A 26,181-nucleotide genomic window follows, 5' to 3' on the forward strand; every position below is an offset into this window, starting at 1 on the left:
AGGTGCAAAAGCGGAAGTGATCGAATACAATCCTGGATTTACTCCGGACAACAAATATGTTGAGATCATGGAAGTTGTAAAATCAGTGACAGACGTTGTCGATATCATGGATGCCAACATCCTTGTATCCGGCGGACGTGGAATTGGAAGCCCTGAAAACTTCAAAATCTTAGAAGATTTAGCAGAAGTATTGGGTGGAGAAGTGAGCTGCTCCCGTGCGGTAGTAGACGCAGGATGGAAGCCAAGAGATATCCAGGTTGGACAGACTGGCAAGACAGTACGTCCGAATGTATACTTTGCAGTTGGAATCTCCGGAGCAATCCAGCACGTGGCTGGTATGGAAGAAGCTGATATCATCGTTGCCATCAACAAAGATGAAACAGCACCGATCTTCGATGTGGCTGACTATGGTATTGTCGGAGACTTAAATAAGATCGTTCCGATGCTGACGGAACAGTTGAAACAAACATTGGCTAAATAACTTTTAAGATGGAGATATATATATGACAATCGGAATAGGAAATGATCACTCTGCCCTGGATTATAAAAATGAAATTCTTCATTATTTGACATCCAAGGGTTATGATGTCGTCAATTACGGTACAGATTCTGCTGACAGCTTTGATTATCCATTGGCAGGAGAGTCCGTTGCAAATGCTGTTGCAAACGGAGAGGTGGATCTGGGAATCCTGATCTGCGGTACCGGCGTGGGCATCAGTTTAAGTGCAAATAAAGTCAGCGGCGTCCGTGCCGTTGTGTGCAGCGAACCTTACAGCGCAAAGCTTTCCCGCCAGCACAATAACACGAATATACTGGCTTTTGGAGCCAGAGTCATCGGCATTGAAATGGCAAAGATGATAACAGATGCATGGCTTAATGCAGAGTTTGAAGGCGGCCGCCATCAGCGCAGAGTCAACATGATTACAGAAATAGAAAAGAAAAATTCTTAAAATAAAAGAGCAGAGTATGCTGAAGTACATACTCTGCTCTCCATTTCAGTTATGTTTTTCAATATAGGACAAAATGAGATCTGCTGCTTCTTCAAAGCTTATTTTCCCCATATTCAAAGCCAGATCATAATTTTTCACGTCGCCCCACTTTTGTCCTGTATAATAATTGTAGTAGGATTCTCTTGTCTTATCTTCCTTTTTTATCTCAGCCATGGACACTTCCCGTCCTTCGGCTTCTGAAAGGCGCCTCTGCCTGAATTCATCATTTGCGTAAAGATATACAGAATATACATTTTCAAAATCTTTTAATATATAATCAGCGCATCTTCCAAGGAAAACACCGGATCCGTAGCCTGCCAGCTTCTGTATGATCTTTCCCTGCTCTTTAAACATCTGGTTATACACCGGAATGTGTCCCGGCGTTCCCATCATGACACTCAGCCCTTCCATATATTTGGAACTTTTCTTGTAATTCAGCTCCTCCATGGACTGCTCATCCAGGGAATCAAATCCGATCTTGTCTGCCGCAATGTATAAAATCTCTCTATTGTAATACCAGACCCCAAGTCTGTCTGCCAAAATCTGAGCCACTTCAGTACCGCCGCTGCCGTGCTGACGGCTGATTGTAATCAATGTTTTTTCCATCTCTGTTTCCTTTCTGATCAACTTTTGCGGATATGCCATAAGATACCCATCTCATTTATAACTTATCACTATGATTGTTATTGATTTTCTGTTTCCGCTCTCATTATACTCAATTAGTTTCCAGAATACCATACTAAATTTCATTTTTAGTGAATCGATCATCATTTATGTAAAAATCAGTCTGTCTCTTGTCAAGATTAAACAATGTTTGATTTTTCAAAAGAAATAAAGCCGCAGTCTGTAGGATGATCCAAGATCAGCCCTTTTTTATGTTTCAGGAGATAACATCCGATGGTCAGATCTCCCCCTGCAGACAGCATGTTCAGGACTGACAGCAAAAAAATCATATAGTTGGGCACAATCATGGAAATGCAAAATAGTCCCAGACCCAGCACGCAAAAAGGCAGATATAAGCCCACTGAGTAACTGCCGGCCCTCAATGGTTCTTTACAGTGGCAGTATGGGGTCAAGGAACTCCACATCATGCCAAACGCAATACTCTTCCATCCCTTTTTACAACTAAGGCTCCATCCCAAACCGTGCAGCAGTTCATGGATGAATATAGTGATGAAAAAAACTCCAAAAAAGAAGATCAGCGTTCTTCCATTCAGTGCAGTCCCTCCTCTTCCCCAACGCAATGCGTGTAATATATATGCTAAAATACAAAATGGTCCGGCAGTTACAAATGCCAGAACATTTGCCCTCAGCACCGAAATAATCCCGGATGACTCCTTAAAACCATCCTCTTTCATTTTTTCTCTCTGTCTCTCAAAATTTTCAATCCGTTCCTGCTTCTTATCTCTCTTCATGCCGCTTTTCCGCCTCTCACATATTATTTTATAAAAACTCTGTCTGTCATGGAGAGATTATAACCTGATATGCTGGTGCCTGCAAGAACAAGGGACTGCGGCGCTACCAATATCGAGGGAAAAAGAAGGCCTTCATGCAGAGTATGGTTGCAGCAATGGGAAGAAATCTAAAAAAGCTGCACCAAAAGATCCAGTCAGGGAGGACCGGAAAGTATCTGTACGACGTAAAAGAACCGGCATAAGATTTAGAAAATGAATAGCCGAAAGAAAAAGCCCATAAGAAGAAAGAGAAGAGTTTATTAAAGTACTGGATTTTTAGGAAAGAAGGTTTAAAAGAGAAAGAAATGGCCCGTTCAAGGATAAAAAGGGGACTGCCGACCGGCTAAATATTTTTAGCTAGTGCGACAGCCCCTTCCAATCTTTTTATTTCTATTTCTGCCGTTTTTCAATGTATTCCAGAATCAAGTCTGCACAATTCTCAGGACTTATTTTTGTCATATTGACAGCCAGATCGTAGTTCTGTACATCGCCCCACTTCTGCCCTGTATAATAGTTATAATATGATTCTCTTGTCTTATCTTCCTTCTTTAATTCAGATTTTGTAACCTCCCGTCCTTCCGCTTCAGACAGATGATTTAAACGGAATTCATCATCTGCATAGAGATATATTGTATAAACATTCTCCATATCTTTCAGCACATAATCCGCACATCTTCCAAGGAATACCCCGGATCCATATCCCGCAAGCTTACGGATGATCTTGGACTGCTCCTTGAACATCTGATTGTAAACCGGAATATGCCCCGGTGTTCCCATCATAACACTTAAGCCTTCCACGTATCTGGAGCTTTTTCTGTAATTCAGCTCTTCCAGGGATTTTTCATCCAGATCATCCACACCGATTTTCTCTGCTGCCATATACAGGATATCTCTGTTATAGTACCATACATCCAGCTTGTCTGCCAAAACCTGTGCAACCTTTGTTCCATCGCTTCCAAATTGGCGGCTGATGGTGATTAATGTCTTTTCCATAGTTTCTCCTTTCCAATCTCGGTTTCAGAAAATCATCATAATATATTCATAATTATCAATAGTTGTCATATATTATTCAAGTATATTATAAATATATATTCTAATTATACTCAATTCATTACCAAAAGTCTATCTCTTTTCCAAATCCCCGACTTTGTATACAGATAACCGATGGGCACAGAAACGGACGGTGCTATGAGGCAGGCCAGGTAGACTCCATTTAACCCGATCAGGTGATTGAAAATACCCGCAAGAACGATCCTTACCAGAATGCAGTTCACAAAACTGCTCATGAAAACATACATGGTATGCCCAGCCCCTGTCATCAGGGAGTGATAATTGAGAAACATAGCATAAAAGATCTGGCCGATAATCTCAATCCTTAAATTCATAACCGCGGCAGATACTACATTCGGATCTTTGGTAAACAGTGAAGCCAGCCACGGAGCGCTGATCTCGATGACCAAAATCACGATCCCCGCCATGACCAGGCAGATCTTCATGCCCTCTTTCATTGTCTCCCTGGCTCTCTCAAACTGGCCGGCTCCCAGGTTCTGTGCAATCATCGTGGCAGCACCTCCGGACATGGAGGTAATAAACAACTGGCTGAACTCTTTGATCTTTATGCTGATTCCGTTTCCGGCAGAGACATCCACCCCGTATTGATTGATAAAATAAGTAACCGTGAGCCACGAGATCCCGGCAACTGTGTTTTGCAGCACACAGGGAACGCCCAGTTTCATTATTGCCCATAGCTTTTCTATCCTGATCTTAAAATTTTTCAGGTAAAATCCATAATAACTCTGATGTTTCCATGTATAGGCCAGAGCGGTCGCAAAACTCACGGCCTGTGCAAATACCGTGGCATATGCAACTCCCTTGATTCCCATTTTAAACAAGACCACAAAACAGATATCCAGAATAACGTTCAACAGAATCGAGTAAAGAATGCATAAAAATGGAACCCTGGAATTTCCTGTCCCCCTCATGATCGAACTCAGCGCGTTATATCCAAGGATAAATAGACATCCGCCGGCACATATATGAAGATACTCTATCGATTCTTCCATGGCAGGAACACCTAGCATTTTAAGCAGTGCGCCGGAGGTTAAAAATATGATGATCCCGCTGACAGCCCCGAACAGGAGGGAGACAGAAAAAAGTGTGCCTCCCGCCATTTTTCGTTCTTTATGGCTGCTGTTGCCGAAATACTGACCGATCAGTATGTTTCCTCCCAAGGTCAGTCCCACGGCTACCTGGGTCAGAAGATTCATGATCTGACTGGAATTGTTGATGGCAGAAACACTTCGTTTTCCGATGAACTGGCCTGCGATCAAAAGATCCGCAATACTGTACAATGCCTGAAGGACACTGGTCAGCACCAGCGGCAAGGCATATGCGATCAATTTCTTTCTTATATTTCCCGTTGTCAGATTTCCCTGATGTTCCCCCATATTCTTATAACTCGCCTCTGGATTCCCGTTCTTCCAGTTCTTCCATGATTCCGGCATACTGTTTATCCAGCCTGTAGAAAAACAGAACAAGTGCCGCAACTCCCCATATGACAACCGGAGCCCAGATATAAATATTGGAGATGGCGCCTATAGCGCTGGCCGGCTGCTGCACTGCCGCTCCCGTACTATCTGAAGATATGTAGCCGACTGCTGCCAGGACTGCGCCCACTGCCGCGCTGGAAAGTCCGGCTCCAACCTTGGATCCCACGGAGGCGGCACTAAAGATCATGCCTTCCTGGCGGATATGGGTCTTCCACTGTCCATACTCAACTGCATCTGCAATAAATGAGAAGATCACTCCGAACAGCGGCGCCTCTCCCAGCCCCTTGATTGCTGCAGATGCCACGGCCAGACCGTAGCTGTGCGGATTGATAAGGAATAAAAGCTGTCCAATGATGACAATGAGAGATCCTGCCAGAGCCAGATTTCTCTTTCCGAATCTTGGGATCAGCAGCGGGAGAAGCAGGATGCCGGCAATCATAACCCCCTGCTCTGCCGCATAGATTACTCCGGTAAAGTTCTGATTTCCCAGAATGTATTTGCAGTAATACGCCAGGTCGATTCCGATGACTGTGGAATATACAGAAAGAATCCCCCAGAGCGCAAGGCTCATGAACCAATATTTGTTATGTACCAGCGCAAGCAGGCTGTCCTTAATGGAAACCTTCATCTGGTCAGCCGCTTCAATGTGGACCCTTTCTTTAGTATTTGCAAAGCAGATAAATAAAAGGATCATCGCAATCACGCAAAAGATAGCAGATGTGATAACCCATGCCTTCTGGTCGTTTCCAAACAGTCCCACCAGCGGGAGAGTAAACGATGTGGTCAAAATTCTTCCAATCGGCGAAAATGCCATACGCAGAACATTGGTCACCGCCCGCTCGTTCTGATCCCTGGTCATCAGGGAAGCCAGTGTTCCATACGGCAGGTTCAGTGCGGTATACACCACTGTTGTTACAAGATTGTAGGTAATAAAGATGTAAATAGTCTTTATCATATCCGATGCCCCCGCAGGGATCAGAAACAGTGCGACTCCTGAGATGGCATACGGCACAGCCATCCATAAGATCCAGGGTCTGGCTTTTCCGTGCCTGGAATGGGTGCGCTCGGTGATGATTCCCATAATGACGTCGGAACCCCCGTCAAACACACGGGAGATCAGCATAATCATACCGATGGCCGCAGGATTTACTCCCACATAATCAGTATAAAACAGAGTCAGCAGGGTTGTGGTCAGACCGAATATAATATTGCAGGCGGTATCTCCGCCGGCATATGATATCTTTTCTCCGAGGGACAATTTTACATTAAAATCCCCTCCGGTTTTTTTCTCATTCATTTTCTTCTCCTCTTTTCCTGGATAAATTAAAGACAGATCAGTTTATAATGAAAATTCCGCCACCGTTTGTTTTCTCTGATGACGGAACTTTCCAAGCATATGTACCTTTATTTTTCGTAATCGACCCATGTAGATCCTTCATCCGCAGATTCTACACATTTCTCAATAAACTTCACGCCTCTGGCTCCGTCATGTACATTCGGATACCAGAAATCCTTTAAGAATTCATCATCTTTCCTGTTTGCCGCATCCATGGCGATGGCAAAACGGCGGTATAAGTTTGACCATGATTCAAACAGGCCTTCAACGTGTCCGCCTCCGATGCGGTCCTCTTCCAATGCTTCCCCGTAAAGATAATCTGTTCCACGCTCCATCACACATGCAGGTTCTCCCTGTACTTCATATCTTAACTGGTTCGGACGCTCATTCCACCATTCAATGCTGGCTTTTTCTCCGATCACACGGATCTTCTGCCCATGCATGGATCCGCAGTTGACGCCTGATGCCCACAAGGTTCCCTTGGCGCCGTCCTTGTAGTTTAACAATACAAACGCATTGTCTTCCAGCTGTCGGCCTTCCACAAAGCTCTGTTTTGTGCAGAGAAGGCTTTCGATCTCAAGCTCCGGGCAGATCAGTTCACCCAGGTATAACGCATGGGTTCCCACATCTCCCAGGATGAAGCTCGGCCCTGCGATTTTTGGATCTGTACGCCATTTCTGGGCAGCACTGTTTGCCTCAGTGGCAACATTACATCCGCCGTGGGCAAACTGCATCTGCACGATACGGATCTTTCCCAAATCGCCTCTGGCAACCATTTCTTTTGCCTGCTGCACCATCTGATGTCCTGTGTAACCATAAGTCACTCCGAAAATCAGCTTCTTTTCCATTACCAAGTCTTCCAGCTCTTTGGCCTGTTTAGCCTCAAAACATAATGGTTTTTCACAGATCACATGCAGATCGGCCGTGAGGGCAGCCTTGCTGATCTCGTAGTGGGTTCCGTTGGGCGTAGCGATGGAGACTGCCTGGATGCCGTCTTCCCGTTTTGCTTCTTCCTCAAACATTGTCTGATAATCAGGGTAACAGCGGTCTGCATCCACACCGATATTCACACCAAATTCTTTTCCTCTTTCAGGATCAATGTCAAACGCTCCTGCCACCAGCATAAAGTTTCTGTCCCTTGTGGCGCTGGAACGGTGGATATAACCGATCTGGCTTCCTCTTCCTCCGCCGATCATTGCCCATCTGATTGGATTTTCTATCACTCTTTCTCCGTTGATCATGATTGTTTTCCTCCTTATTTTAACATAGTGTCCAGCAAAAATTCAGCTGATTTACGGATGGCAATTTCATTATTCGGCATCAGCGGATCTTCTACTTCAATGCTGACTGGTCCGCAGTATCCTCCGGCCACAAGGTTTCCGAAGAACTCTTTCCACCACAGGTGGTCATGTCCGTAACCGACTGCCACATAGTTCCATGCCCTTACATGTGCGTCATCGTCATATCCGTGCAGTTCAATAGCCTCCAGGCCTTTTAATTCCGGATTGATTCTGGAATCCTTCCCATGAACATGCAGAATGCAGTTATCCTTTGTCAGTTCTTTTGCCACCAGCAGAGGATCTCCTCCCATGAAGAACATATGGCTCGGATCCAGATTCAGTCCGATGACCGGTCCCACAGCATCTCTGAGCCTGCGGATCGTACTCACGTTAAAGACCATGTTGTAAGGGTGGTTTTCCAGGGCAATCTTTTCAACGCCGCATGTTTTTGCTTTCTGGGCTGCCTTCTTCCAGTAATCGATGGTTACTCCCCACTGGTATTCCATGATTTCGCTGCAGGAAGGCGGGAAGGTATGTGTAATCCAGTTTGGATGTTCATCGTTTGGTCCTCCTGCCGGAAGTCCTGACTGGGCCACAATCGTATCCACACCCATGAGCTTGGCAAGCTCCAGCGTCTTATCCATGTCCGCTCTGTGCCGTTCTCCCAGTTCTCCCGGTGCCACAGGATTTCCAGAACAGTTGAATGCTGCGATCTTAAGCCCACGTTTTTCGATGGCGTCCATATATTCTTTTCTGGCCTCTTCGCTCTGAAGCAGTTCATCCAGATTCAGATGAGGCGCTACAGAATATGCTCCTGTTCCAAGTTCCAGGCTTTCAATTCCCATGTCCACGCAGGCATCCAGCATTTCTTCAAAAGACAGGTGTCTCAGACCATCTGTAAACAGGCAAAGGCTCATAGGAACCGGATGTCTCGGTGCTGCAAAAACTACTTTTTCACTCGTCATTGTTACTCTCCTTTTACTCTTTTTCAGGTTTTCTTAGTTAATCTGCTACTCTTTCAATGTCTGTATTATATCTTTTTGTGCAGTATTTCCCAAAGAACAATCCATTCCTGTTTTAGCACAATTTAACGAAGTTCCAACTTGCCAACCTCCGGCCTGCCATTGTATAATGACATCACCTATTAGTAAAAAGAGAAAATATTTTTCTCAGAAAGGAGCTTTTATGGATCCTTATAAACGCTTTTACCAGGCCAATGACTCCGGCATTTCCGTAGAACACTGGACTGGTTCCATGTCCCAGGACGCACATATGCATAAGTATTATGAGCTTGTTTTCATAGAAAAGGGTTCGTGCACCCATACCTTCTGTAAAGAAGACACCCTGCTGCTCCCCGGCGACAGCTTTTTGGTCCGCCCAGAGACCTCCCACAGCTTTACCATCCACGAACAGACTTCCATCTACAACTGCCAGTTCTATCCGGAAGTTCTGGATGAACAGGTCTTTTCCCTCGTAAAAGAGTTAAGGACAGACACAAGGGATGACCAGGCTCTTGAAAAGCCGCCTGCATCCTTTCAGGCAGATATCAACAAACAAGGGATCGTCCACTTGGATCCCAATGAGCATCTGTTTCTTCTGTCGATCCTTGGCGGGATGCAGAAAGCCCAGGAGAAACAGGATAATTACCACGAACTTTTAAAACGGAAGTATTTAGAAGTGATTTTGATCATCTATAGAAAACGCTCTGACCAGCAGTTCAAAAACTACTACTCCCAGCCAAAGCAGAACCAGTCGATTATCATGAGGACATTGGCCTATATAGAAGAAAATCTCGCAGAACCCATCGACTTCAACGACCTTGCCAGGGACGAAAACCTGAGTACCAACCATTTTAGGAAGCTTTTTAAAGACGTGACAGGCCTTGCGCCAGTGGAGTATATCAACCGCCTGCGCATCACAAAAGCCTGCGAGTATCTCCATAACAGCGATCTGAATATGAGCGAGATCGCGGCCAATGTAGGAATTTACGATCCAAACTACTTCTCCAGGCTCTTCAAAACCTTTATGGGATGTTCTCCCCGCCATTATATCCGCCGTTCCAAAGAGTGAATCGGCGGATGTTTTGTATATATTGTATATAAAAAAGGACTTCCCTATTATATTTTAAGCCAAAATGTTCATAATCGTTAAATTATGCTAATTCCCGATTGGATTGTTCTTTTACAAAAGCACAACCGTGTTTATAATCAATAACAAACAGAAAACAATCCAAGGAGGTATTTTATGAAAATTACATTTGACACCAGTGCATTTTGGGAAACAGGCATGTCCTACGAAGAAATCTACCATACAGTAGCTGAAGCAGGTTTTGAGTATATTTCACCTTATGACCCGATCTTCCCTGGCTTCTGGAAACGTCCGAAAGCCACCAACGAGGAAGTGATGTGGCATAAAAAGGCCATTGAAAAAGAAGGTCTTAAGATCGCTTCCCTGACCACAGGGTTCCGACTTGCGGATCCTGATGAATTTATGCGTCAGTATGCCATTGACTGCTGGAAGCGTATGATCGAGATCGGAGAGATGATGGAAGTCACCGTCTTTAACACCGAGCTGGGCGGCAACGTAAAACAGCCGGAGTTGTGTGAGGCCAAGTTGATGCGATCTTTAGATGAGCTGATTCCACTCTTTGAGAGCAAAGGCATGCGCCTTGACATCCAGGCACATCCCAATGATTTTTATGAGACTAGCAATGAATCATGTGATATTGTCAAATATTATGACAGCCCTGCATTCGGTTATCTCTACTCTATCCCGCACACCTTCCACTATGACGGCGGAAAGGGAGATGTGGAGAGTATGCTCAAATATGCAGGAAAATCTTTGAAGCATATTATCGTGGCAGATACATGGGACTACACAAAATTATTCCGCTACAATATCAACCCAGCCCCTCTCTATGCCAGCGGAGAAGTGCGCTGTCATGCACATATCGGAAAGATTGGAGAAGGGGATGTGGACTTTGACGCCTGCTTCAAGACCCTGCGGGAGATGGGATTCGGAGAACAAGAAGATACTATCGCCACCTTCAACCCTCTCGGTTTCCCTGAGAGAGCCGTCACAGATGGGAAGTTCACCAAGGCTCTCCTGGAAAAAGAACTGTTATCCAAATAAAAATGTTCTCTATTGAAAAAACAAAAGCAAGCTTGCTTATTCTTTGCAGGCTTGCTTTTGTTTTATGTCTGTCCTTTTCTCTCACTGCGGACTTCCCTCGGTGTGCTCCCATAGATTTCCCGGAACATTTTGATGAACAATTTGTAATTCTTAAAACCATGCTTCTCTATAAGATCCATAATTCCCTCTTCTGTGTTGCAGATATCGTAGTAAATGTGCAGCAGACGTACCTGGTTGACATATCTTGAGAAGGAAACTCCCATATTCTTTTTAAAAAAGCGGCTGAAGTACTCACGGTTAAGATAAAAATGGGAAGCAATGTCCTCCAGAGGAATCGTCTCTCTATAATGTTCTTCTATATAGTCTGTGATCTCCCCTAAACGTTTCAGCGTCCCTTCCTTTTCTGCCGTCCTTCCGCTGTCCTCTTCACCAAAGTGATTCAAAAGTTCATACAGAATTTCCATGGCAATAGCCTGGCTTTTCAGTTCATATGCCAAGGGCTGTCTCACATACAGCGGCAGAAGCTGCCTTAAAAGGCCGCAGACTGTCTGATACTGTTCTTTCTTTTCTGTATCTGTCTCTTTTCTGCTGCACGTTATGCGGATTCTGTCTATATCCCTGACATAATTCTTCATTCTTTTTCTGGAAAACTGGATAATGATCATCATAGAAACTTCCGCACACTTCATTTCATGAATCTTATTAGAGTCAATAACCAAAAGATCACCGGCTTTTGTGAGATATTCTTTACCATCAAAAATTACAGAACCAGTACCATTTAGTACATAAATCAATTCAATTGCCGTATGCCAGTGGGGCGGAGTATACTGTCCCTTGTTTGTCCAATATCTGATATCTATACCTGTTTTCTCAAGATTATATAAGGTTTCATACATTTGTCAGCACATTCCTTTCCCAAAATTCAGCCGGGCAATGTCAATATCACCCTAAAAACTGGTCAAAAAATCATCTAATAACTTCATGTATACAATGATATCATAAGTACCGTAAAAGAAAAATATTCATTTTTGAAGGGAGGTTTTCATATGACGAATGCAAAAGCAGCACAGGTAAATACAAAGAAACTGTCTTTAAAGGAGAAAATCAAAAAATATTTTTTAGACAACTGTGACGTTATCAGCGCCGGAATCACGGCAATGAACGGCGGCCATTACTATATTCCGCCGAAGAAAAGATTGTGAGGTAAATGTGCAGAACGATGAAAAACCCAAAGAACCAATGAAACAGTAAAACAGCAGGTATGCTCCAATAACAATACCTGCTGTTTTGCTGTCTATGTATTTTATTTTCTGACCGGTTCTCCCACCATCAGCTTTCTGATTACTCCCAGAAGGCTTTCATACCCTCCCAGAAACTGGCTGATGGTCTTTACGAAAGCTCCATAGTGTACAAACTCTTCCGGTTTCAAACCGTCTTCTTCATATGCCATTATAAAATCAGGAATCTTCTTCAGCTCATTCAAATATTTTTCCGGAACCGGACGGCTCATACGCTCTTTTACTTCCACATCGGATCCGTTGATCTTCTCCTGCCAAGGCTGTGTGATCGTGAGCACTACGTCCCCGCCGATAAACTCTGACCAGTGGAAATAATTTCTGTACGCCGCAGCCAGAAGTCTTGTCTTGTAGCCCCGTTCCTGATAAATCTTATATGCATTCTTAAAAACAGCTACTCCTGCATACTCCAATGCACAGGGATCCAGGCACAGATTGTCACGTTTTACAGCTTCTTTTACCCAGTCATCCGTACGTCCCACCATGATCGTGCACACGGGGTTCATATTTTCATTGGAAAGGCCTGCTTCTTCTCTCCGTTTCAAACCGCGTTCCACTGCTTCTGCCACAGCTACAGCCTGTGCCACAGTGAAAGATACAGTGGCGTTAATACTGATGCCGGCAAAGGTAGCTTCCTCAAATGCTTTGATTCCTGCAGCTGAGGCCGGCATTTTAACCATAATATTTGGTGCCAGTTCTCCGAAACCGATGGCCTGTTTCGCCATTTCTTCTGCATTGCGGTAGAGTTTTGCATTAGTCTGAATAGAAATTTTCCCCTTTTTATGATTTGTCTTTTCATAAACCGGTTCCAAAAGCTTTGCTCCGCGCACTGCCATCTGTTCGATCAGGCGCCATGCAACTTCCTCTTCTGTTGCTTCCGGCATTTCATTAATCCATTTTACAAGAGTATCTTCCCAGAGATCCATCTCCTGATTTAATACATTCCCTACAATAACAGGATTGGTAGTAGCTCCCGCTGCTCCCCGTTCAATGGCGTATTCCAGCTCTTTTACTGCACAAGAATCGTTCCAGTATTCGGTCTGAGGGAATTTTTCACTAGTTTCAAACAGTTTTCCTTTTGCATCTGACATAAAGAAGACTCCTTTCATGAGAAAGTCGTTGGTTACATTATGATTATATATTAGTATGTTTTGATAATATTTTCAATACTTTTTTATATTTTAATCATAATATTCTCATATTATATCAAACACTTACCTTTATTTATACATAATTCTTTCTTTTTTCTCCATAATCACAAGATTTCCATAAGATTTGTTTAGAAATCATTTAGAATTGTTTATTTTCTATCCATTGTTTCAAATGGCTTTTCTGATATACTTAAGACATAGTTTTTCATATATATTTTAATCCTCTCTTTTCATTAAATACAGAACCCCGCAGGAAACTGCGGGGTTCTTATTGTATGGGAGTTTTGTTTACTGTCTCCATCTGGGTTATTTCTGCAATTACAAAAACCGGACATGTAAAATGCCATGCCCGGTTTTATACTAAGATTATTTAAAGTAATTTACTCCTGAAAGGAAGATCTTCTGATTCTTGTTTCCTGTAATATTGCTGGATACAAATTCTCCCATCCGTTCAGAGTGCCCCATCTTTCCTAAGACTCTTCCATCCGGGCTTGTAATACCTTCGATGGCATAATAAGATCCGTTCGGATTAAAGTCTTCGTTCATCGTAGGATCTCCGTTTAAGTCCACATACTGGGTCGCTACCTGTCCGTTTTCAAACAGCTTTTTAATCACGTCATCATTGGCTACAAAACGTCCCTCTCCATGAGATACAGGAATACTGAAGACATCTCCTGCGTTCACTTCACGAAACCACGGTGACAGGTTTGAAGTCACTTTTGTATATGCAATCTTTGAAATATGGCGTCCGATACGGTTCATCGCAAGGGTCGGTGACTGTTCTGTTTGCTCCACAATCTTTCCTTCCGGAACCAGTCCCAGTTTGATCAGAGCCTGGAATCCATTGCAGATACCAAGAGCAAGGCCGTCCCTGTTGGTCAGCAGATCCATAACCGCTTCTTTAAGCTTTTCATTTCTGAATGCAGTGGCAAAGAACTTGGCTGATCCTTCCGGTTCATCACCTGCACTGAATCCTCCCGGGAACATAATCATCTGTGATTCTTTGATGGCCTTTTCAAACTCATCCACTGAATCACGGATTCCCTGGGCATCCAGATTCTTAAATACCTTTGTGATCACTTCCGCCCCTGCTTCTTCAAATGCTCTGGCAGAGTCGTATTCACAGTTTGTACCCGGGAATACCGGAATAAATACTTTTGGTTTTGCCACTTTATTCTTGGCAAAGTATGCTTTGCCCTTTGTATAATTTCTTGTATCCACCGGATCCTGGCTTCCCTCAGAGCGGGTCGGGAATACCTCCTCCAGAGGTTTTGTCCATGCATCCTGAGCCTCCTTAAGAGGAACGACTTCATTTCCAAGCACCAGTTCCGGAGTTGTTGTAATCTCTCCCAGCAAAAGACTAGGAATCGCAAGTTTTCTGATATCTCTCGTATCCATCTCTACAACGAAAGAACCATAATGGTTTTCTACCAGATCCTTAAGTTCCACTTCCTGATCAAAGATAACGCCAAGTCCGTTTCCGAAAGCCATCTTGGCAACTGCCTCAATCGTTCCTCCGAATCCGATGGCATAGCAGGACTTAATCGCCCCTTCCTGGATCAGCTTATGGATACGCTTGTATACCTTCTTCGCCTCTTTATATACCGGAAGATGATAGACATCTCTCGGGATACAGATGCGTACAAGCCTGTTTCCTGCACGTTTCAGTTCCGGAGTAATCACATGTTTTCCGTCTGCCACATCTACCGCAAAGGATACCAGTGTCGGAGGGACATCAATGTCATTGAAAGTACCGGACATACTGTCCTTTCCTCCGATGGATGCCAGTCCGAACCCAATCTGTGCATGATAAGCTCCCAAAAGGGCTGCAAACGGCTGTCCCCAGCGCTCCGGATCCTCTCCCAGGCGTTTGAAATATTCCTGGAAAGTCAGACGGATCTTCTTATAATCACCGCCGGCAGCCACGATCTTTGCAATAGAATGGGTAATCGCATAGACTGCTCCGTGGAACGGGCTCCATTTTGATAAGTATGGATCAAATCCGTAACTCATCATGGTCACAGTGTCCGTCTTGCCGCTAAGTACCGGAAGCTTGGCCACCATCGTCTGAACCGGAGTCATCTGATATTTTCCGCCGTAAGGCAGTGTGACGCTTCCTGCACCGATTGTGCTGTCAAACATCTCCACCAAACCTTTCTTTGAACATACATTCAGATTCTTCAGTGTATCCATGCATGCCCCTGTAAAGCTCTCAGGGATCTCCTGGTCAAAGAAACTGCTTACACGCTGAGGTACTTCCACATATACATCGTTTTCCTGATGGGCCCCGTTTGTATCTAAAAATGCGCGGGACAGATTCACGATTTCTTTTTCTCTCCAGGAAAGCACCAGTCTCGGTTCTTCTGTGACAACCGCTACTGCTACTGCCTCCAGGTTCTCCTCCTCGGAAAAGGCTAAAAACTGATCCACATCTTTGGGATCCAGCACAACTGCCATACGCTCCTGGGATTCAGAAATAGCAAGCTCTGTTCCGTCAAGGCCGGCATATTTTTTCGGCACCTTATCAAGGTCAATTCTAAGGCCGTCTGCAAGTTCACCGATGGCAACAGAAACACCGCCGGCGCCAAAATCATTACACTTTTTGATCAGCCTGCTGACTTCTTCCCTGCGGAATAATCTCTGGATTTTTCTCTCTGTGGGAGGATTACCCTTCTGCACTTCTGCTCCGCAGGTCTCGATGGACTCTTCTGTGTGTACTTTTGAAGATCCTGTTGCTCCTCCGCAGCCGTCACGCCCGGTTCTTCCTCCGAGAAGCACGATGATATCTCCCGGATCTGAAGTTTCCCTGACAACATTTTTTCTCGGCGCAGCACCCATGACAGCTCCGATTTCCATACGTTTTGCCACATAATCCGGATGATATATTTCATCCACAAAACCTGTTGCAAGTCCGATCTGGTTTCCGTAAGAGCTGTAGCCGTGGGCAGCCCCGGTCACAATTTTTCTCTGGGGAAGCTTCCCTTTCAAAGTATCCTTTAGAGGTACGGTAGGATCACTGGCTCCGGTCACACGCATAGCCTGGTATACATAAGAGCGTCCTGAGAGCGGATCTCTGATAGCTCCGCCGAGACAAGTGGCCGCACCACCAAACGGCTCAATCTCCGTAGGATGGTTATGTGTCTCATTTTTAAAGCTTACCAGCCATTCTTCCTCTTCTCCTCCGTCAATGGAGACAGGAACCACAATACTGCAGGCATTGATCTCTTCACTCTCTTCCATATCGTTTAAAGCGCCTTCTCTTTTTAACCGGCGCATTGCCATCAGGGCCAGATCCATCAGACAGACAAACTTATCTTTTCTTCCCTGGAAAATGCTCTTGTGATCCAGCATATACTGCTCATAGGTAGCCTCCAAAGGGGCACGGTAAAAGCCTTCCTGGAACTTAATATTTTTAAGTTCGGTGGAGAATGTTGTATGACGGCAGTGATCAGACCAATAGGTATCCAACACACGAATTTCCGTCATTGACGGATCTCTCTCCTCCTCACCTTTAAAATACTTCTGGATATGCAGAAAATCCTTAAATGTCATAGCCAGGTTCAAAGAATCATAAAGCTCTTTGAGAGGCTGTTCGTCCATTCCCCTGAATCCCTCTACGATCTTTACATCTTCCGGCTCTTCAAACTCCATCACAAGCGTATCCGGTTTTTCTCCGGAAGACTCTCTGGAATCCACCGGATTGATGCAGTAATCCTTGATCTGCGCCATTTCGTCCTCAGAAAGCGTCCCTTTTACCACATATGTAGTCGCGCTTCTGATAACCGGTTCTTCACTTTCATTGAGCAGTTTCAGGCACTGCTGGGCAGAATCCGCTCTCTGATCGAACTGCCCCGGGAGGAATTCTACGCTGAAAGCAGCTTCCCCATCTTCCACAGGAAACGATTCTTCGTAAATCTCATCCACAGGAGGCTCACTGAACACTGTGCCCAGCGCCTTTTGATAGCTTTCCTCAGAAACATTTTCCACATCATAGCGGATCAGAACACGGATCTTTTCCACATCCAGCCCTAAATACTGCCTTACCTCATCCAGCAGCTCCTTTGCTTTGATTGCATAGTCCTGTTTCTTTTCCACATAAACTCTCTTTACTTGTCCCATATGGTCCTCCTCTATTCGTGCAGCTTCTTTATAATTTGAAACGCTGAAGCATTCTCCAAAATCATTGGATCCTTCTTCGCGTAAAAAACGATTCCATCCACGCTGGAATGCACCTCAGAGATGATATCTCCCTCATAAGGGTCCAATATCTCTCCCAGGAGCTGTTCCCGGTGCACTTCTTCACCAACATTCACCAGGCGTCTGAAAAAGCCTGATGCATCAGTCTTTACCTCCGCCATATCCTCTTCTTCTATAATACTAGCAATATATCCATTATGGCAATTATATTTTAAAATACCCATTCTTGTCAGAAAACGCAGAACAGCTGATACCGCCTGCTTTGCCGTGAGTTCATTGATATGTCCCGTATCGCCGGAATAAACGGAGAACGCATCTGTCCCGCTGATCTGCCAATTATAGTTTAATGTCTTTACATCAAAACTCCTGGCCTTGCTCGTGATCACATACGGCAGCCCGAATAAATTTGCCAGACTTGCACTTTCCTTTCCGGTAGGCTGCATCCTGACATGAGGTATGAAATCCCCCTTCCGGTAAAATGATGGAAACTGGATCCCATAGCGGTATCCCTTCACCTTTTCAAATATATTGGCGGCCAGACGGCTGGTAGGCTCCCCCTGAGGGTTCCCCGGGAATTCCCTGTTTATATCGCTGTTGTCAGAAACCCAATATCTCATCCCCACATTCATAGAGGAATTATTCAGAGACGGGATCACCAAAATCTCATGATTGCCGACAATCGCACCGGATGCTTCCAGTTCTTTCAGTCTTTTAACCAGAAGCGAACAGATAAACAGCTGCTGAAATTCATTGCCCCTCATAGAACCGATGATGCACGCCGCCGGTTCAGATTCCTCTCCCGTTTTTCCAAAACGGTATCCATCTATCTTAAATTCTTCCCTCAGATAAGAATCTGTGGAATACAGTGTTTCTTTCATCATAACCAGGCACCTCCCACAACTCTGGCGATCAGAGATCCCTCGGTTACCCCCGGATGTTCTCTGACTGTCATTAAGATGCCGTCTGCAGGAGCGATAATCTCCTCCTCCACCGCACCTAAGATGGGGCTGGTAACACTGCCGATGATTTCACCCTGTCTTACATAGTCTTTTACCTTTTTATGTGTGACAAATAATCCATTCGTCTCACAGTTCAGATAATGGATCCCGTCATCATGGACAATCTTCGCTTTCTTGGGTCTGGCCGTCTCTCCCTGCCAGATGCCCAGTTCCTTCATGGTAGCAAAAACACCTTCAACAATCTGCCTGCAGAAGTCGTATTTAATCCGGAATGCAGCTCCGGATTCAGTCACCATGCACGGCACTCCCCGCTCATTCAGTGCATACGCAAGGCTTCCTTCATTCACCGTGGTGGAAGGATGGATCCAGATCAGGTCTGTGTTCATGCATCCCGCCAGAAAAAGCAGCCGCTCATCTGCGCCGCCGTTTAATCTTACCTGGGGTATCTCCTGCAAAAAAATGTTGCTGGAATGGATATCAATGACACAGTCAGCGTCCTGCATATCTTCCAGCAGCTTTGCCGCCGTATACTCGCCCAGTTCACCCGTCAGATCCCCCGGGAATACCGTGCTGTAGTCTTCCTGGGTGATGGGTATGCTGCGGCTTCTGGCATCCAGGCCCAGAGGATTGACAGAGGGATATACGTCTACGATTCCTGATAAGGAATCGTAATCCTCCTTGATCCTCTTTATGATCTCGCCGCAGATATACTGTCCGCCTAACTCGTCTCCATATAGTCCGGAAACCAGGCAGATTTTTTTTTCCTTTCCTGTCATCACATCCGGATGCAGGGAATTCTTCTTAATTCTCAGTGTCTCCCGTACCGGAAGCTTTACTGATACTACTGTCTCAATCATGATGTTATCTCTTTCCTGTCCTGTAGCTTAATCGGTTAAACCAATCTGAGAAAAATAGTTTCAGAAGGATCGGCGCCAGAAGGGTTGTGACCAGCACCATAATAACAATCGGAGCAAAGAGATCCTCGCTGAGCAGTCCCACGTGGATTCCTTTCTGCGCCACGATCAGGGCCACCTCCCCCCGGCAGACCATGCCGGCTCCGATCTTCAGTGACTCCTTATAGGAATATTTACAAAGCTTCGCGCCGATGCCGCAGCCGATGATCTTTGTCAATACAGCTGCAACACTGATGAGCACTGTAAATATAATTAAAGTCTGGGTCATGCCGGCAACTTCTACTTTCAGCCCGATACTCGCAAAAAAGATCGGGGTAATCAGCATATAAGATATACACTCAACCTTCCGGTGAATATAATAAGTTTCCGGTATCCTGCACAGAATGATCCCGGCCAGATATGCTCCTGTGATGTCAGCAATCCCGAACAATTCCGCCAGAAATGCCAAAAACAGACAGAAAGCCAGTGCCAGCACAGGTACTCTTCTCCGGTGCACCTGTTCGTTGTTTACCTTCATCATAGACATCCTGCGGAAAAACTTATACACAAAAAATCCGCCGGCCCCTGAAATGGCAAAAAACAGAGCCATCTTCCCTATAATCAGCAAAACTCCTGTAATCTCTACAGTTCCTGCCCGGCCGATGCTTGTCATCACCGAAAGCAGGATGATTCCCAGTATATCATCAATAATTGCCGCACCGAGAATCGCTGTCCCCACACGGCCCTTGAGCTTTCCCATATCCTGAAGTGTCTCTACGGTAATGCTCACAGACGTGGCTGTAAGAATAACTCCCACAAAGATATTTTCCATCAGGTTCTTTTCAAACATATAGGATATAACGCCGCCCACTGCCAAAGGCACAAAAACTCCGCAGAGCGCAATCACCATAGCCGCTTTCCCGCTCCGCTTTAATTCCCTTACATCCGTTTCCAGCCCAGCCTGAAACATCAGAACGATCACTCCGATCTCTGCCAGGCTCAGGATCGTATCGGAAGGCTCAATCACATTGAGCACCACCGGTCCCAGGATGATACCTGCGATCAGTGCTCCAACCACCGGAGGCATGTTTACTTTCCGCGAGAACAGGCTGAAAGATTTCGTCAATGCCAAGATCACCGCTATATCCAATAAGTATCTGTATTCTTCCATTATTATAGCCTCCGCGCCAATATTCGATCGTATCGTATCATACAGGAAAACACTTGTCAAACCTATAACAATCTTTATGTCCCCTTGCTTTTTCCCTTATTATTTAGTATATTAAGAACAGCTCAAAAATGCAAATAAAATTAGTAGAATTTCTGTCAATTATCAGTAAAATTCTAAGAAAAGAGGTAGTCTTATGAGTGATGAATTCAACGTAGAAGCTGACGTATTTGAGGAAGAAAATCCAATCATCCATCTGGAAATGGAGGATGGGGTCCAGCTCGACTGCGCTGTGATTTGTATCTTCGGCATTGAAGAACAAGATTATATCGCCCTGGTTCCTGTTCAAGATCTTGAAAATGACGAAGAAGAAAGTGAACTTCTCCTTTACCGTTATGAAGAACTGCCGGATGATGAAGTCCAGCTGGACAACATTGAGGACGATGACGAATACGAGATGGTTTCCGCCGCATTCGATGCCATCCTGGAAGAAGAGGATGACGAAGAGGAATAAGGCCTGAGCCGTTTCTCATCATCGGCCGGTCATACGGTCTTTTAAAATAAAAAACTTCGGTCCCGGCTTATACACAGCCGCAACCGAAGTTTTTTGATTTCTTGAAAACTTACCTGCGCAGTTCCAGCAGCTTTTTCTTTTTCTGCTCATCAATATCCTGAATCAGCAGACTCGGTTTTGCAAAGTAATAGCCCTGAATATAATCTGCACCCAGCCTGACGACTGTCTGCATCTCTTCGTAGGTTTCCACCCCTTCTGCAATGATCTTAATCTGCCGTTCATGTGCGTAATAAATAATATTTTTGACAATCTGCTGCTTATTGTGATCAATGTGGATATCCCGGATAATTTTCATGTCGATCTTCAGATACTGCGCTGATACGCTGAGAAGCAGATGTTCATTGTTATACCCGCTTCCATAATCATCAATGGCAATACTGCCTCCCCACCGGCGCATACGTTCTTCCTTCTTTGCCTGCATTCTCCGGTTGCCGCGTTCTTCCTCCGTAATTTCCTGTACAATCAGATCCAGATATTCCCCGTACTGGAATTCAAACCACTCCACATCCTTTTCATCTAAATCCTGGTTTGGAATAGAGTTGATGAAGATTCTGGTTCCTTTTTTCACAGCATTGCTGTGCATCAGTTCCACAAAAGATTCCATTGACTTAAACCATGTCAGGCGTTCTATCTCATAAAGCTTTGATTCCTGCTTTGCCAGAGAAAGAATCTCATAAACAGTCGGAATGGAATCCAGCCTTGACCGCATCAACGCCTCGAATGCAAATGTCTCTCCGGTTGCCACGTCAATAATCGGCTGGAAATAATACTCGATCAGTTCTTCCTCTATAAGATGGTTCAGCTCTTCTTTATTTTGGAGCAGGTATGCATCCTCAACATAGCTCTCGCTGTCAAACTCTCCGTATCTTCCTTTTCCTCTTTTCTTTACCTTATACATAGCGAAATCCGCATACTTTATAAGCATTGTGTAATCGGTAGTATTGTCCGGATACCATGCAATACCACCGGACATCCTCAGACGGAACTTCTGCTTATTCGGCAGTTCCAAATACTCTTCATCCATTCTGGACCAGCACTGCTTTATTTCCCTGCGTATCTCATCCTTTGTATCATATCCGTAGAAAAAGACGAAAAATTCATCCCCTGACATTCTTGCAACCACAGAACTTTCGGGAGAATAATTTTTAAGACCTGCGGCTGTCTTTTGAATATACTTGTCTCCGAAATCATGTCCGTATGTATCGTTGAGGAACTTTAAGTTATCCAGGTCAATCATCATCAATGCTGCTTTTTTGAGGACTCCCTCTCCCTCATGGAACAATTGGTCAAGTCTTGCGTTAAACGCCCTCCTGTTCAAAATATTCGTAAGAAGATCATAATCCCTTTCATACTCCATCTTTTTCAGTTCCAGAGTCTCTTTTGTTATGTCCTCTGCCAGTCCCACAATCTTATCATCTTCAAACTGAATGCTCAGGCGGATCCATACCGGATCCTTTTCTGTCGGTATCTCAAAGATATAAATATGATCCTGTTCATTCACCCTGCTGACGTAAGGGGCAAACTGATGCATGCTTTCTGAAAATTCTTCCGTGGACATGTTATCCCATTTTTTATCACAGTGGAAAACGCTGAAAAAGTCTTCCGTCATAAAAAATCTGTTTTCCTTTTTATCAATCTCAAAACCGCCGATCTTAATACTTGCCATCCGCAGGATCTGCGCAAACTTTCTGGCTGATTCAAATACAGCCGAGCTCAGTTTCTCAAAAGAGCCTCCCAGCTCATCCAGTTCATTAATTCCCGTCTTGCTGAGAACAATAGGGCGGTTCGGGTCACTATTTTTTACATCAGAAGCCAGACTGATCACCGGCCGTGTAATCAGGATGCTGACCACCAGCACACCGATGACACTGACAATAAACAGGGCTGCTACCACAATCACAAGCGTCCTGCTGAACTTATTGGAAAATGCAAACAGCTGGTCCGTTGGGACAACACCAATCAGCGCCCACTTATAATCTGCAAACGGTGTATTGGTGTTATACAGTTTCAGATAATGTATATCGCTGCAAAGTATATCAGAGTCCTGCCCGCCTATAGTATAGGCATTGTTGTAATCTTCTGACGCATTCAGGCGCATTGATTTGCTCTGCTTCATATACATGCTGTACGCCGGGCCGCTGACCATGGCATTCTGAAACGGATCGGTTTTCTTGCCTTCCTGTACTCCCAGAATATAAGCACTTGTTTTATTTTCGCTGAGTTCATTAAAAGAAATCAGCTTTTTAAGATAATCTGTAGATAATTCAACTCCCAGCACTCCATAGACGGTGCCGTCCTCAAGCCTGAGCGGAACAGAATAGGAGATAACCTCTGATGTATTGTCCTTCAGTGTATAGGAAGGACTCCAGTACCCTAAATCTGATGTCTTAAGATCCGGATTCTCTTTTGCTGCCATATATGGTTCATATAAAAAGGAATAATAAGATGTCTGGGAATCCCCGAATCCAAATCCTGAATTCCATCCGGTATCCATTCCGATTTTCCATTTCCTGACCAGCTCTGAGGGCATCCTCTCTGCCAGAAGATCCGTATTGTTTTCTGAAGGGGCTGCCACAGGATCATAGTCCCTGATACAAATCCCCGGTTTGTTTTTGTATTTTCCTGCCTTTTTATCTGCTGACAGGTCATCCGTATTCAGCACTATAAATGCACCCGTCACCATATTCTGTCTTATCAATGCAATCAGCTCTTCTGTACTTTTATCCAGCAGTTTGATAGATGCTGAACTGTTGCTTTGAATCTTTCGGAACCCTTCCGGGTCCTCCTTCTTCAGCTTTTGGGCTGACTGATTGACCGATTCCAGGGCAGAATCCAGGTTAGACCACCTCTTAAGCATCTCGTCCTCAATGTAATTTTTCCGGTTGATGACGCGTTCATTGATGATGTCTACAGAATTTTGATTCAGCCGCTTCATTACTCCGCCCCCAAATAAAAGCCCCGTAAGGACCGCCACCTGGAGAATGACCAATAGCAGCAGAGGTACCAATATTCTTTTCAAAATTGAATTTTGCCTTAACCATCTCATACCCTGAACCTAAACCTCGTTAGCCTTCCAACGCTTTTAATTCCTTCAATGTTTTTTCGTACCACTGATCAAAATTCTTGTCCGTATTATATTTTGCCACGGCCGCATCATAGGACATACCGTTCTTTATGGCTTTTTCCACAGCCTTTCTGTCCTGATCCGCTTTGTCTGACAAACAATATTCTAAAATGTTTCTGATCTGGCTTCCGTTCTTTGCCGCCTTAGGTGTATACATTTTATTGCTGTTAACCGTATTGACTGCCGTCTTGACCGTATCTTTGATGTCTTCATTTTTTTCATCTTTCATTGCATCCTCTACAGCCTTTTCTTTGTTGGCCTCTTTCTTCACCGGCAAATAGCTGGAGGAAGCTGCAAACTCAAAGTTACGCTTTGACTCTGTAAACCATTTCAGGAACTGAACCGATGCATATACCTCTTTGTCTGAGGATTTGGTTACAACCATGCCTGCACCCTGCTGTACTGCATAATCCTCACCATCTGCAAACTTCGGAACTTCATAGGATTTAACCTGGATTTTATAATTTTTCTTATCATTTACTGTGACAGCTTTCGGATAGTATGCCGCTCCTGAACTGGATCCGGTAAATGCAATCAAGCTGCCCATCTTCATGTCATCACTTCTGTACCTGCCGCTGGCAGTAAAATATCCTTTGATGTACGGTACATAGTAATTATCCCATAGTTTTCTTACGGCTTTTTTATCAAAATTAATGGTGCACTTTCCATCTTTGATCGTCAAAAGATCCACACCCTGCTGCTTGGCACCCACAAAGAAATAATTGGCCATGGCATCTCTTCCGTAAAAAGCTTTTCCGTCATTGGGCTCTTTCGTTGCCTTGTCCGTCCATTTATAATACTTTTCGGCAGTATCTGCCAGGCCTTCAATGGTACTCAAATCAGAAATCTTGGCACCGGTTGCCTTGGCAAATTTATCCCAGTCTGTCTGGTTTACCGCAAGAACCTCCGTAGCTTTTGCCACAGGGAATATCTTTAATTCTCCTTTTTTAGAGAGTTCTCCTTCTTCAATGTAGTTGTCTACATATTCGCCGATCTCAGACTTTGTGAGGTATTCGTTTAAATCTGCAACCAGACCAAGTTTATTTACCTGATATGCTGTGTCTGCATATGCCGCAAAAATATTCGGCATTTCGCTTGCACCTGCTTTTTTGTTAGCAGAATTAAGCACGGTTTTTTCCAGGTCGTAAACATTCCCCTGGGCATAAGTCTCTACATATATACCCTGATCCTTGCCTTCCGAATTATTAAACTGTGCTACCAGCTTTTCAAATGCTTCCTGCTGTGCTCCATTGTAATAATGCCAGACAGAAATAACTGTTGGACTGTCCTTATCCAGTTCCACCGTCTTTGCCTCTTCCTTTTTTGCCCCGCATCCTGCCAGCAGCGAAACTGCCATCAGACAGGCAAGAAAATAAACCGCTATTTTTTTCATAACATTTCCCCCTAAAAAAATTATTATCAGCTCCTGTAAAAATATAATATAAGAATACCATATTTAACCGAAAACATCAAAAAAATTGGCAGCCAAACTTTTTGGTCTGGCTGCCCGTCTAAATATCCCAATTCTTTAACTCTTGAAGGAATCTGGCAATGGGAAATCCTACTACATTATAGTAATCTCCTTCGATGCCCCGGATAAAACCAGCTGCCTTTCCCTGTATCCCATAGGCCCCTGCCTTATCCATCGGTTCTCCTGTTTTGATATACTCTTTGATCTCATCCTCTGAAAGGGGATAAAACTGTACAGAGGTCTCCTGGCAGAAAACCTTTTTCTGCCCGTTTAAGATACAGGCAACTCCAGTACACACCTGATGCCTGCCGCCGCTCAGCATCCGGAGCATCCGGGCAGCATCTTCCTCATCTTTTGGCTTTCCGAGAATCTTTCCGTCCTTGACCACCACAGTGTCTGCCCCTGTCACCAAACAGCCGCTGTCTGTCTGGCCTGCAATATCTTCCGCTTTCAAAAGTGCCAGTTCCATTACTGCCTCTTTCGGATCCTGCTTTGTAATCACTTCTTCTTTTCTGCTCGGGATCACTGAGAATTCCAGCCCTACCTGCTGCCATATTTCCCTGCGTCTCGGAGAACCTGATGCCAATATCAATGTTTTCATTTTCTTCT

At 44.5% G+C, this 26,181-nt stretch carries 22 protein-coding genes and 1 pseudogene; 7 read left to right on the forward strand and 16 right to left on the reverse strand.

From position 1 onward, the window contains the following. The coding region (locus KH180_RS15145) for an electron transfer flavoprotein subunit alpha/FixB family protein (RefSeq protein ID WP_290761775.1) at positions 1-481 on the forward strand (481 nt) is incomplete at its 5' end. Between the two features lie 22 nt (positions 482-503). Continuing rightward, positions 504-950 carry a ribose 5-phosphate isomerase B gene (rpiB, locus tag KH180_RS15150; protein WP_290761776.1) on the forward strand — a complete coding sequence of 149 codons (447 nt, stop codon included), beginning with the start codon at positions 504-506 and terminating at the stop codon, positions 948-950. Between the two features lie 45 nt (positions 951-995). On the opposite strand, the gene KH180_RS15155 is transcribed toward rpiB, so the two are convergent. Continuing rightward, positions 996-1,595, reverse strand: a complete 600-nt coding sequence (locus KH180_RS15155; RefSeq protein WP_290761778.1) for an AAA family ATPase — start codon at positions 1,593-1,595, stop codon at positions 996-998. A gap of 197 nt (positions 1,596-1,792) precedes the next feature. Continuing rightward, positions 1,793-2,404 carry a DUF3267 domain-containing protein gene (locus tag KH180_RS15160; RefSeq protein ID WP_290761781.1) on the reverse strand — a complete coding sequence of 204 codons (612 nt, stop codon included), beginning with the start codon at positions 2,402-2,404 and terminating at the stop codon, positions 1,793-1,795. Between the two features lie 92 nt (positions 2,405-2,496). Here KH180_RS15160 and KH180_RS15165 point away from each other — a divergent pair. After that, a pseudogene (locus tag KH180_RS15165) lies at positions 2,497-2,646 on the forward strand (hypothetical protein); the annotation flags it as partial. A gap of 187 nt (positions 2,647-2,833) precedes the next feature. Here KH180_RS15165 and KH180_RS15170 read toward each other — a convergent pair. From KH180_RS15170 to KH180_RS15190, 5 genes are all read right to left on the reverse strand, one after another. After that, positions 2,834-3,436, reverse strand: a complete 603-nt coding sequence (locus KH180_RS15170; protein WP_290761783.1) for an AAA family ATPase — start codon at positions 3,434-3,436, stop codon at positions 2,834-2,836. A 110-nt stretch (positions 3,437-3,546) separates the two neighbouring features. Next, positions 3,547-4,947: an MATE family efflux transporter gene (locus KH180_RS15175; RefSeq protein ID WP_290761786.1), complete on the reverse strand. Its 1,401-nt coding sequence runs from the start codon at positions 4,945-4,947 to the stop codon at positions 3,547-3,549. Beyond that, on the reverse strand, positions 4,895-6,289 hold the full coding sequence (locus KH180_RS15180) for an MFS transporter (protein WP_290761789.1): 1,395 nt from the start codon (positions 6,287-6,289) through the stop codon (positions 4,895-4,897). The genes KH180_RS15175 and KH180_RS15180 overlap by 53 nt, the downstream gene beginning before the upstream one ends. A 107-nt stretch (positions 6,290-6,396) precedes the next feature. Further along, the gene (locus KH180_RS15185; protein WP_290761792.1) at positions 6,397-7,569 is read right to left on the reverse strand and encodes a Gfo/Idh/MocA family protein; all 1,173 of its coding nucleotides are present in this window, start codon (positions 7,567-7,569) and stop codon (positions 6,397-6,399) included. 14 nt (positions 7,570-7,583) lie between these two features. After that, a complete protein-coding gene (locus tag KH180_RS15190; RefSeq protein WP_290761794.1) occupies positions 7,584-8,573 on the reverse strand; it encodes a sugar phosphate isomerase/epimerase family protein in 990 nt (329 codons plus the stop codon). A gap of 220 nt (positions 8,574-8,793) precedes the next feature. Between KH180_RS15190 and KH180_RS15195 the strand changes: the two genes are divergently transcribed. Both KH180_RS15195 and KH180_RS15200 read left to right on the forward strand, forming a co-directional pair. Next, the gene (locus KH180_RS15195; RefSeq protein ID WP_290761796.1) at positions 8,794-9,678 is read left to right on the forward strand and encodes an AraC family transcriptional regulator; all 885 of its coding nucleotides are present in this window, start codon (positions 8,794-8,796) and stop codon (positions 9,676-9,678) included. Between the two features lie 174 nt (positions 9,679-9,852). Beyond that, positions 9,853-10,740 (forward strand): sugar phosphate isomerase/epimerase family protein, encoded by an 888-nt coding sequence (locus tag KH180_RS15200; protein ID WP_290761798.1) that lies wholly within the window; start codon positions 9,853-9,855, stop codon positions 10,738-10,740. Between the two features lie 62 nt (positions 10,741-10,802). On the opposite strand, the gene KH180_RS15205 is transcribed toward KH180_RS15200, so the two are convergent. After that, the gene (locus tag KH180_RS15205; protein WP_290761800.1) at positions 10,803-11,636 is read right to left on the reverse strand and encodes an AraC family transcriptional regulator; all 834 of its coding nucleotides are present in this window, start codon (positions 11,634-11,636) and stop codon (positions 10,803-10,805) included. 150 nt (positions 11,637-11,786) lie between these two features. On the opposite strand from KH180_RS15205, the gene KH180_RS15210 reads away from it, so the two are divergent. Then, positions 11,787-11,942, forward strand: coding sequence for a hypothetical protein (locus KH180_RS15210; protein WP_290761802.1), 156 nt, complete (start codon positions 11,787-11,789; stop codon positions 11,940-11,942). A 101-nt stretch (positions 11,943-12,043) separates the two neighbouring features. Here KH180_RS15210 and KH180_RS15215 read toward each other — a convergent pair whose 3' ends face one another. The 5 genes from KH180_RS15215 to KH180_RS15235 form a co-directional block, all read right to left on the reverse strand. Then, entirely contained in the window at positions 12,044-13,126 is a 1,083-nt protein-coding gene (locus KH180_RS15215; protein ID WP_290761804.1) for a transaldolase family protein, read from the reverse strand. A 426-nt stretch (positions 13,127-13,552) separates the two neighbouring features. Then, positions 13,553-17,305 carry a phosphoribosylformylglycinamidine synthase gene (locus KH180_RS15220; RefSeq protein WP_290761806.1) on the reverse strand — a complete coding sequence of 1,251 codons (3,753 nt, stop codon included), beginning with the start codon at positions 17,303-17,305 and terminating at the stop codon, positions 13,553-13,555. An 11-nt stretch (positions 17,306-17,316) separates the two neighbouring features. Next, positions 17,317-18,264: a M14 family metallopeptidase gene (locus KH180_RS15225; RefSeq protein ID WP_290761808.1), complete on the reverse strand. Its 948-nt coding sequence runs from the start codon at positions 18,262-18,264 to the stop codon at positions 17,317-17,319. Continuing rightward, on the reverse strand, positions 18,261-19,199 hold the full coding sequence (locus tag KH180_RS15230; RefSeq protein WP_290761812.1) for a M14 family metallopeptidase: 939 nt from the start codon (positions 19,197-19,199) through the stop codon (positions 18,261-18,263). Before KH180_RS15230 ends, KH180_RS15225 begins: the two co-directional genes overlap by 4 nt. A gap of 4 nt (positions 19,200-19,203) precedes the next feature. Next, positions 19,204-20,406, reverse strand: a complete 1,203-nt coding sequence (locus tag KH180_RS15235; RefSeq protein ID WP_290761815.1) for a cation:proton antiporter — start codon at positions 20,404-20,406, stop codon at positions 19,204-19,206. 193 nt (positions 20,407-20,599) lie between these two features. On the opposite strand from KH180_RS15235, the gene KH180_RS15240 reads away from it, so the two are divergent. Next, positions 20,600-20,917 carry a DUF1292 domain-containing protein gene (locus KH180_RS15240; protein ID WP_290761818.1) on the forward strand — a complete coding sequence of 106 codons (318 nt, stop codon included), beginning with the start codon at positions 20,600-20,602 and terminating at the stop codon, positions 20,915-20,917. A gap of 109 nt (positions 20,918-21,026) precedes the next feature. On the opposite strand, the gene KH180_RS15245 is transcribed toward KH180_RS15240, so the two are convergent. The 3 genes from KH180_RS15245 to KH180_RS15255 all read right to left on the reverse strand — a co-directional run bounded on the left by KH180_RS15245 (position 21,027) and on the right by KH180_RS15255 (position 26,173). Next, a complete protein-coding gene (locus KH180_RS15245) occupies positions 21,027-23,996 on the reverse strand; it encodes a bifunctional diguanylate cyclase/phosphodiesterase (protein WP_290761821.1) in 2,970 nt (989 codons plus the stop codon). Between the two features lie 46 nt (positions 23,997-24,042). Next, complete coding sequence (locus KH180_RS15250; RefSeq protein WP_290761823.1) at positions 24,043-25,494, reverse strand: extracellular solute-binding protein; 1,452 nt, start codon at positions 25,492-25,494, stop codon at positions 24,043-24,045. Between the two features lie 118 nt (positions 25,495-25,612). Next, entirely contained in the window at positions 25,613-26,173 is a 561-nt protein-coding gene (locus tag KH180_RS15255; RefSeq protein ID WP_290761826.1) for a Maf family protein, read from the reverse strand. Positions 26,174-26,181 lie beyond the last annotated feature (8 nt).

Origin of the sequence: Anaerostipes sp., assembly GCF_018381315.1 — a bacterium.
Taxonomy (GTDB): domain Bacteria; phylum Bacillota; class Clostridia; order Lachnospirales; family Lachnospiraceae; genus Anaerostipes.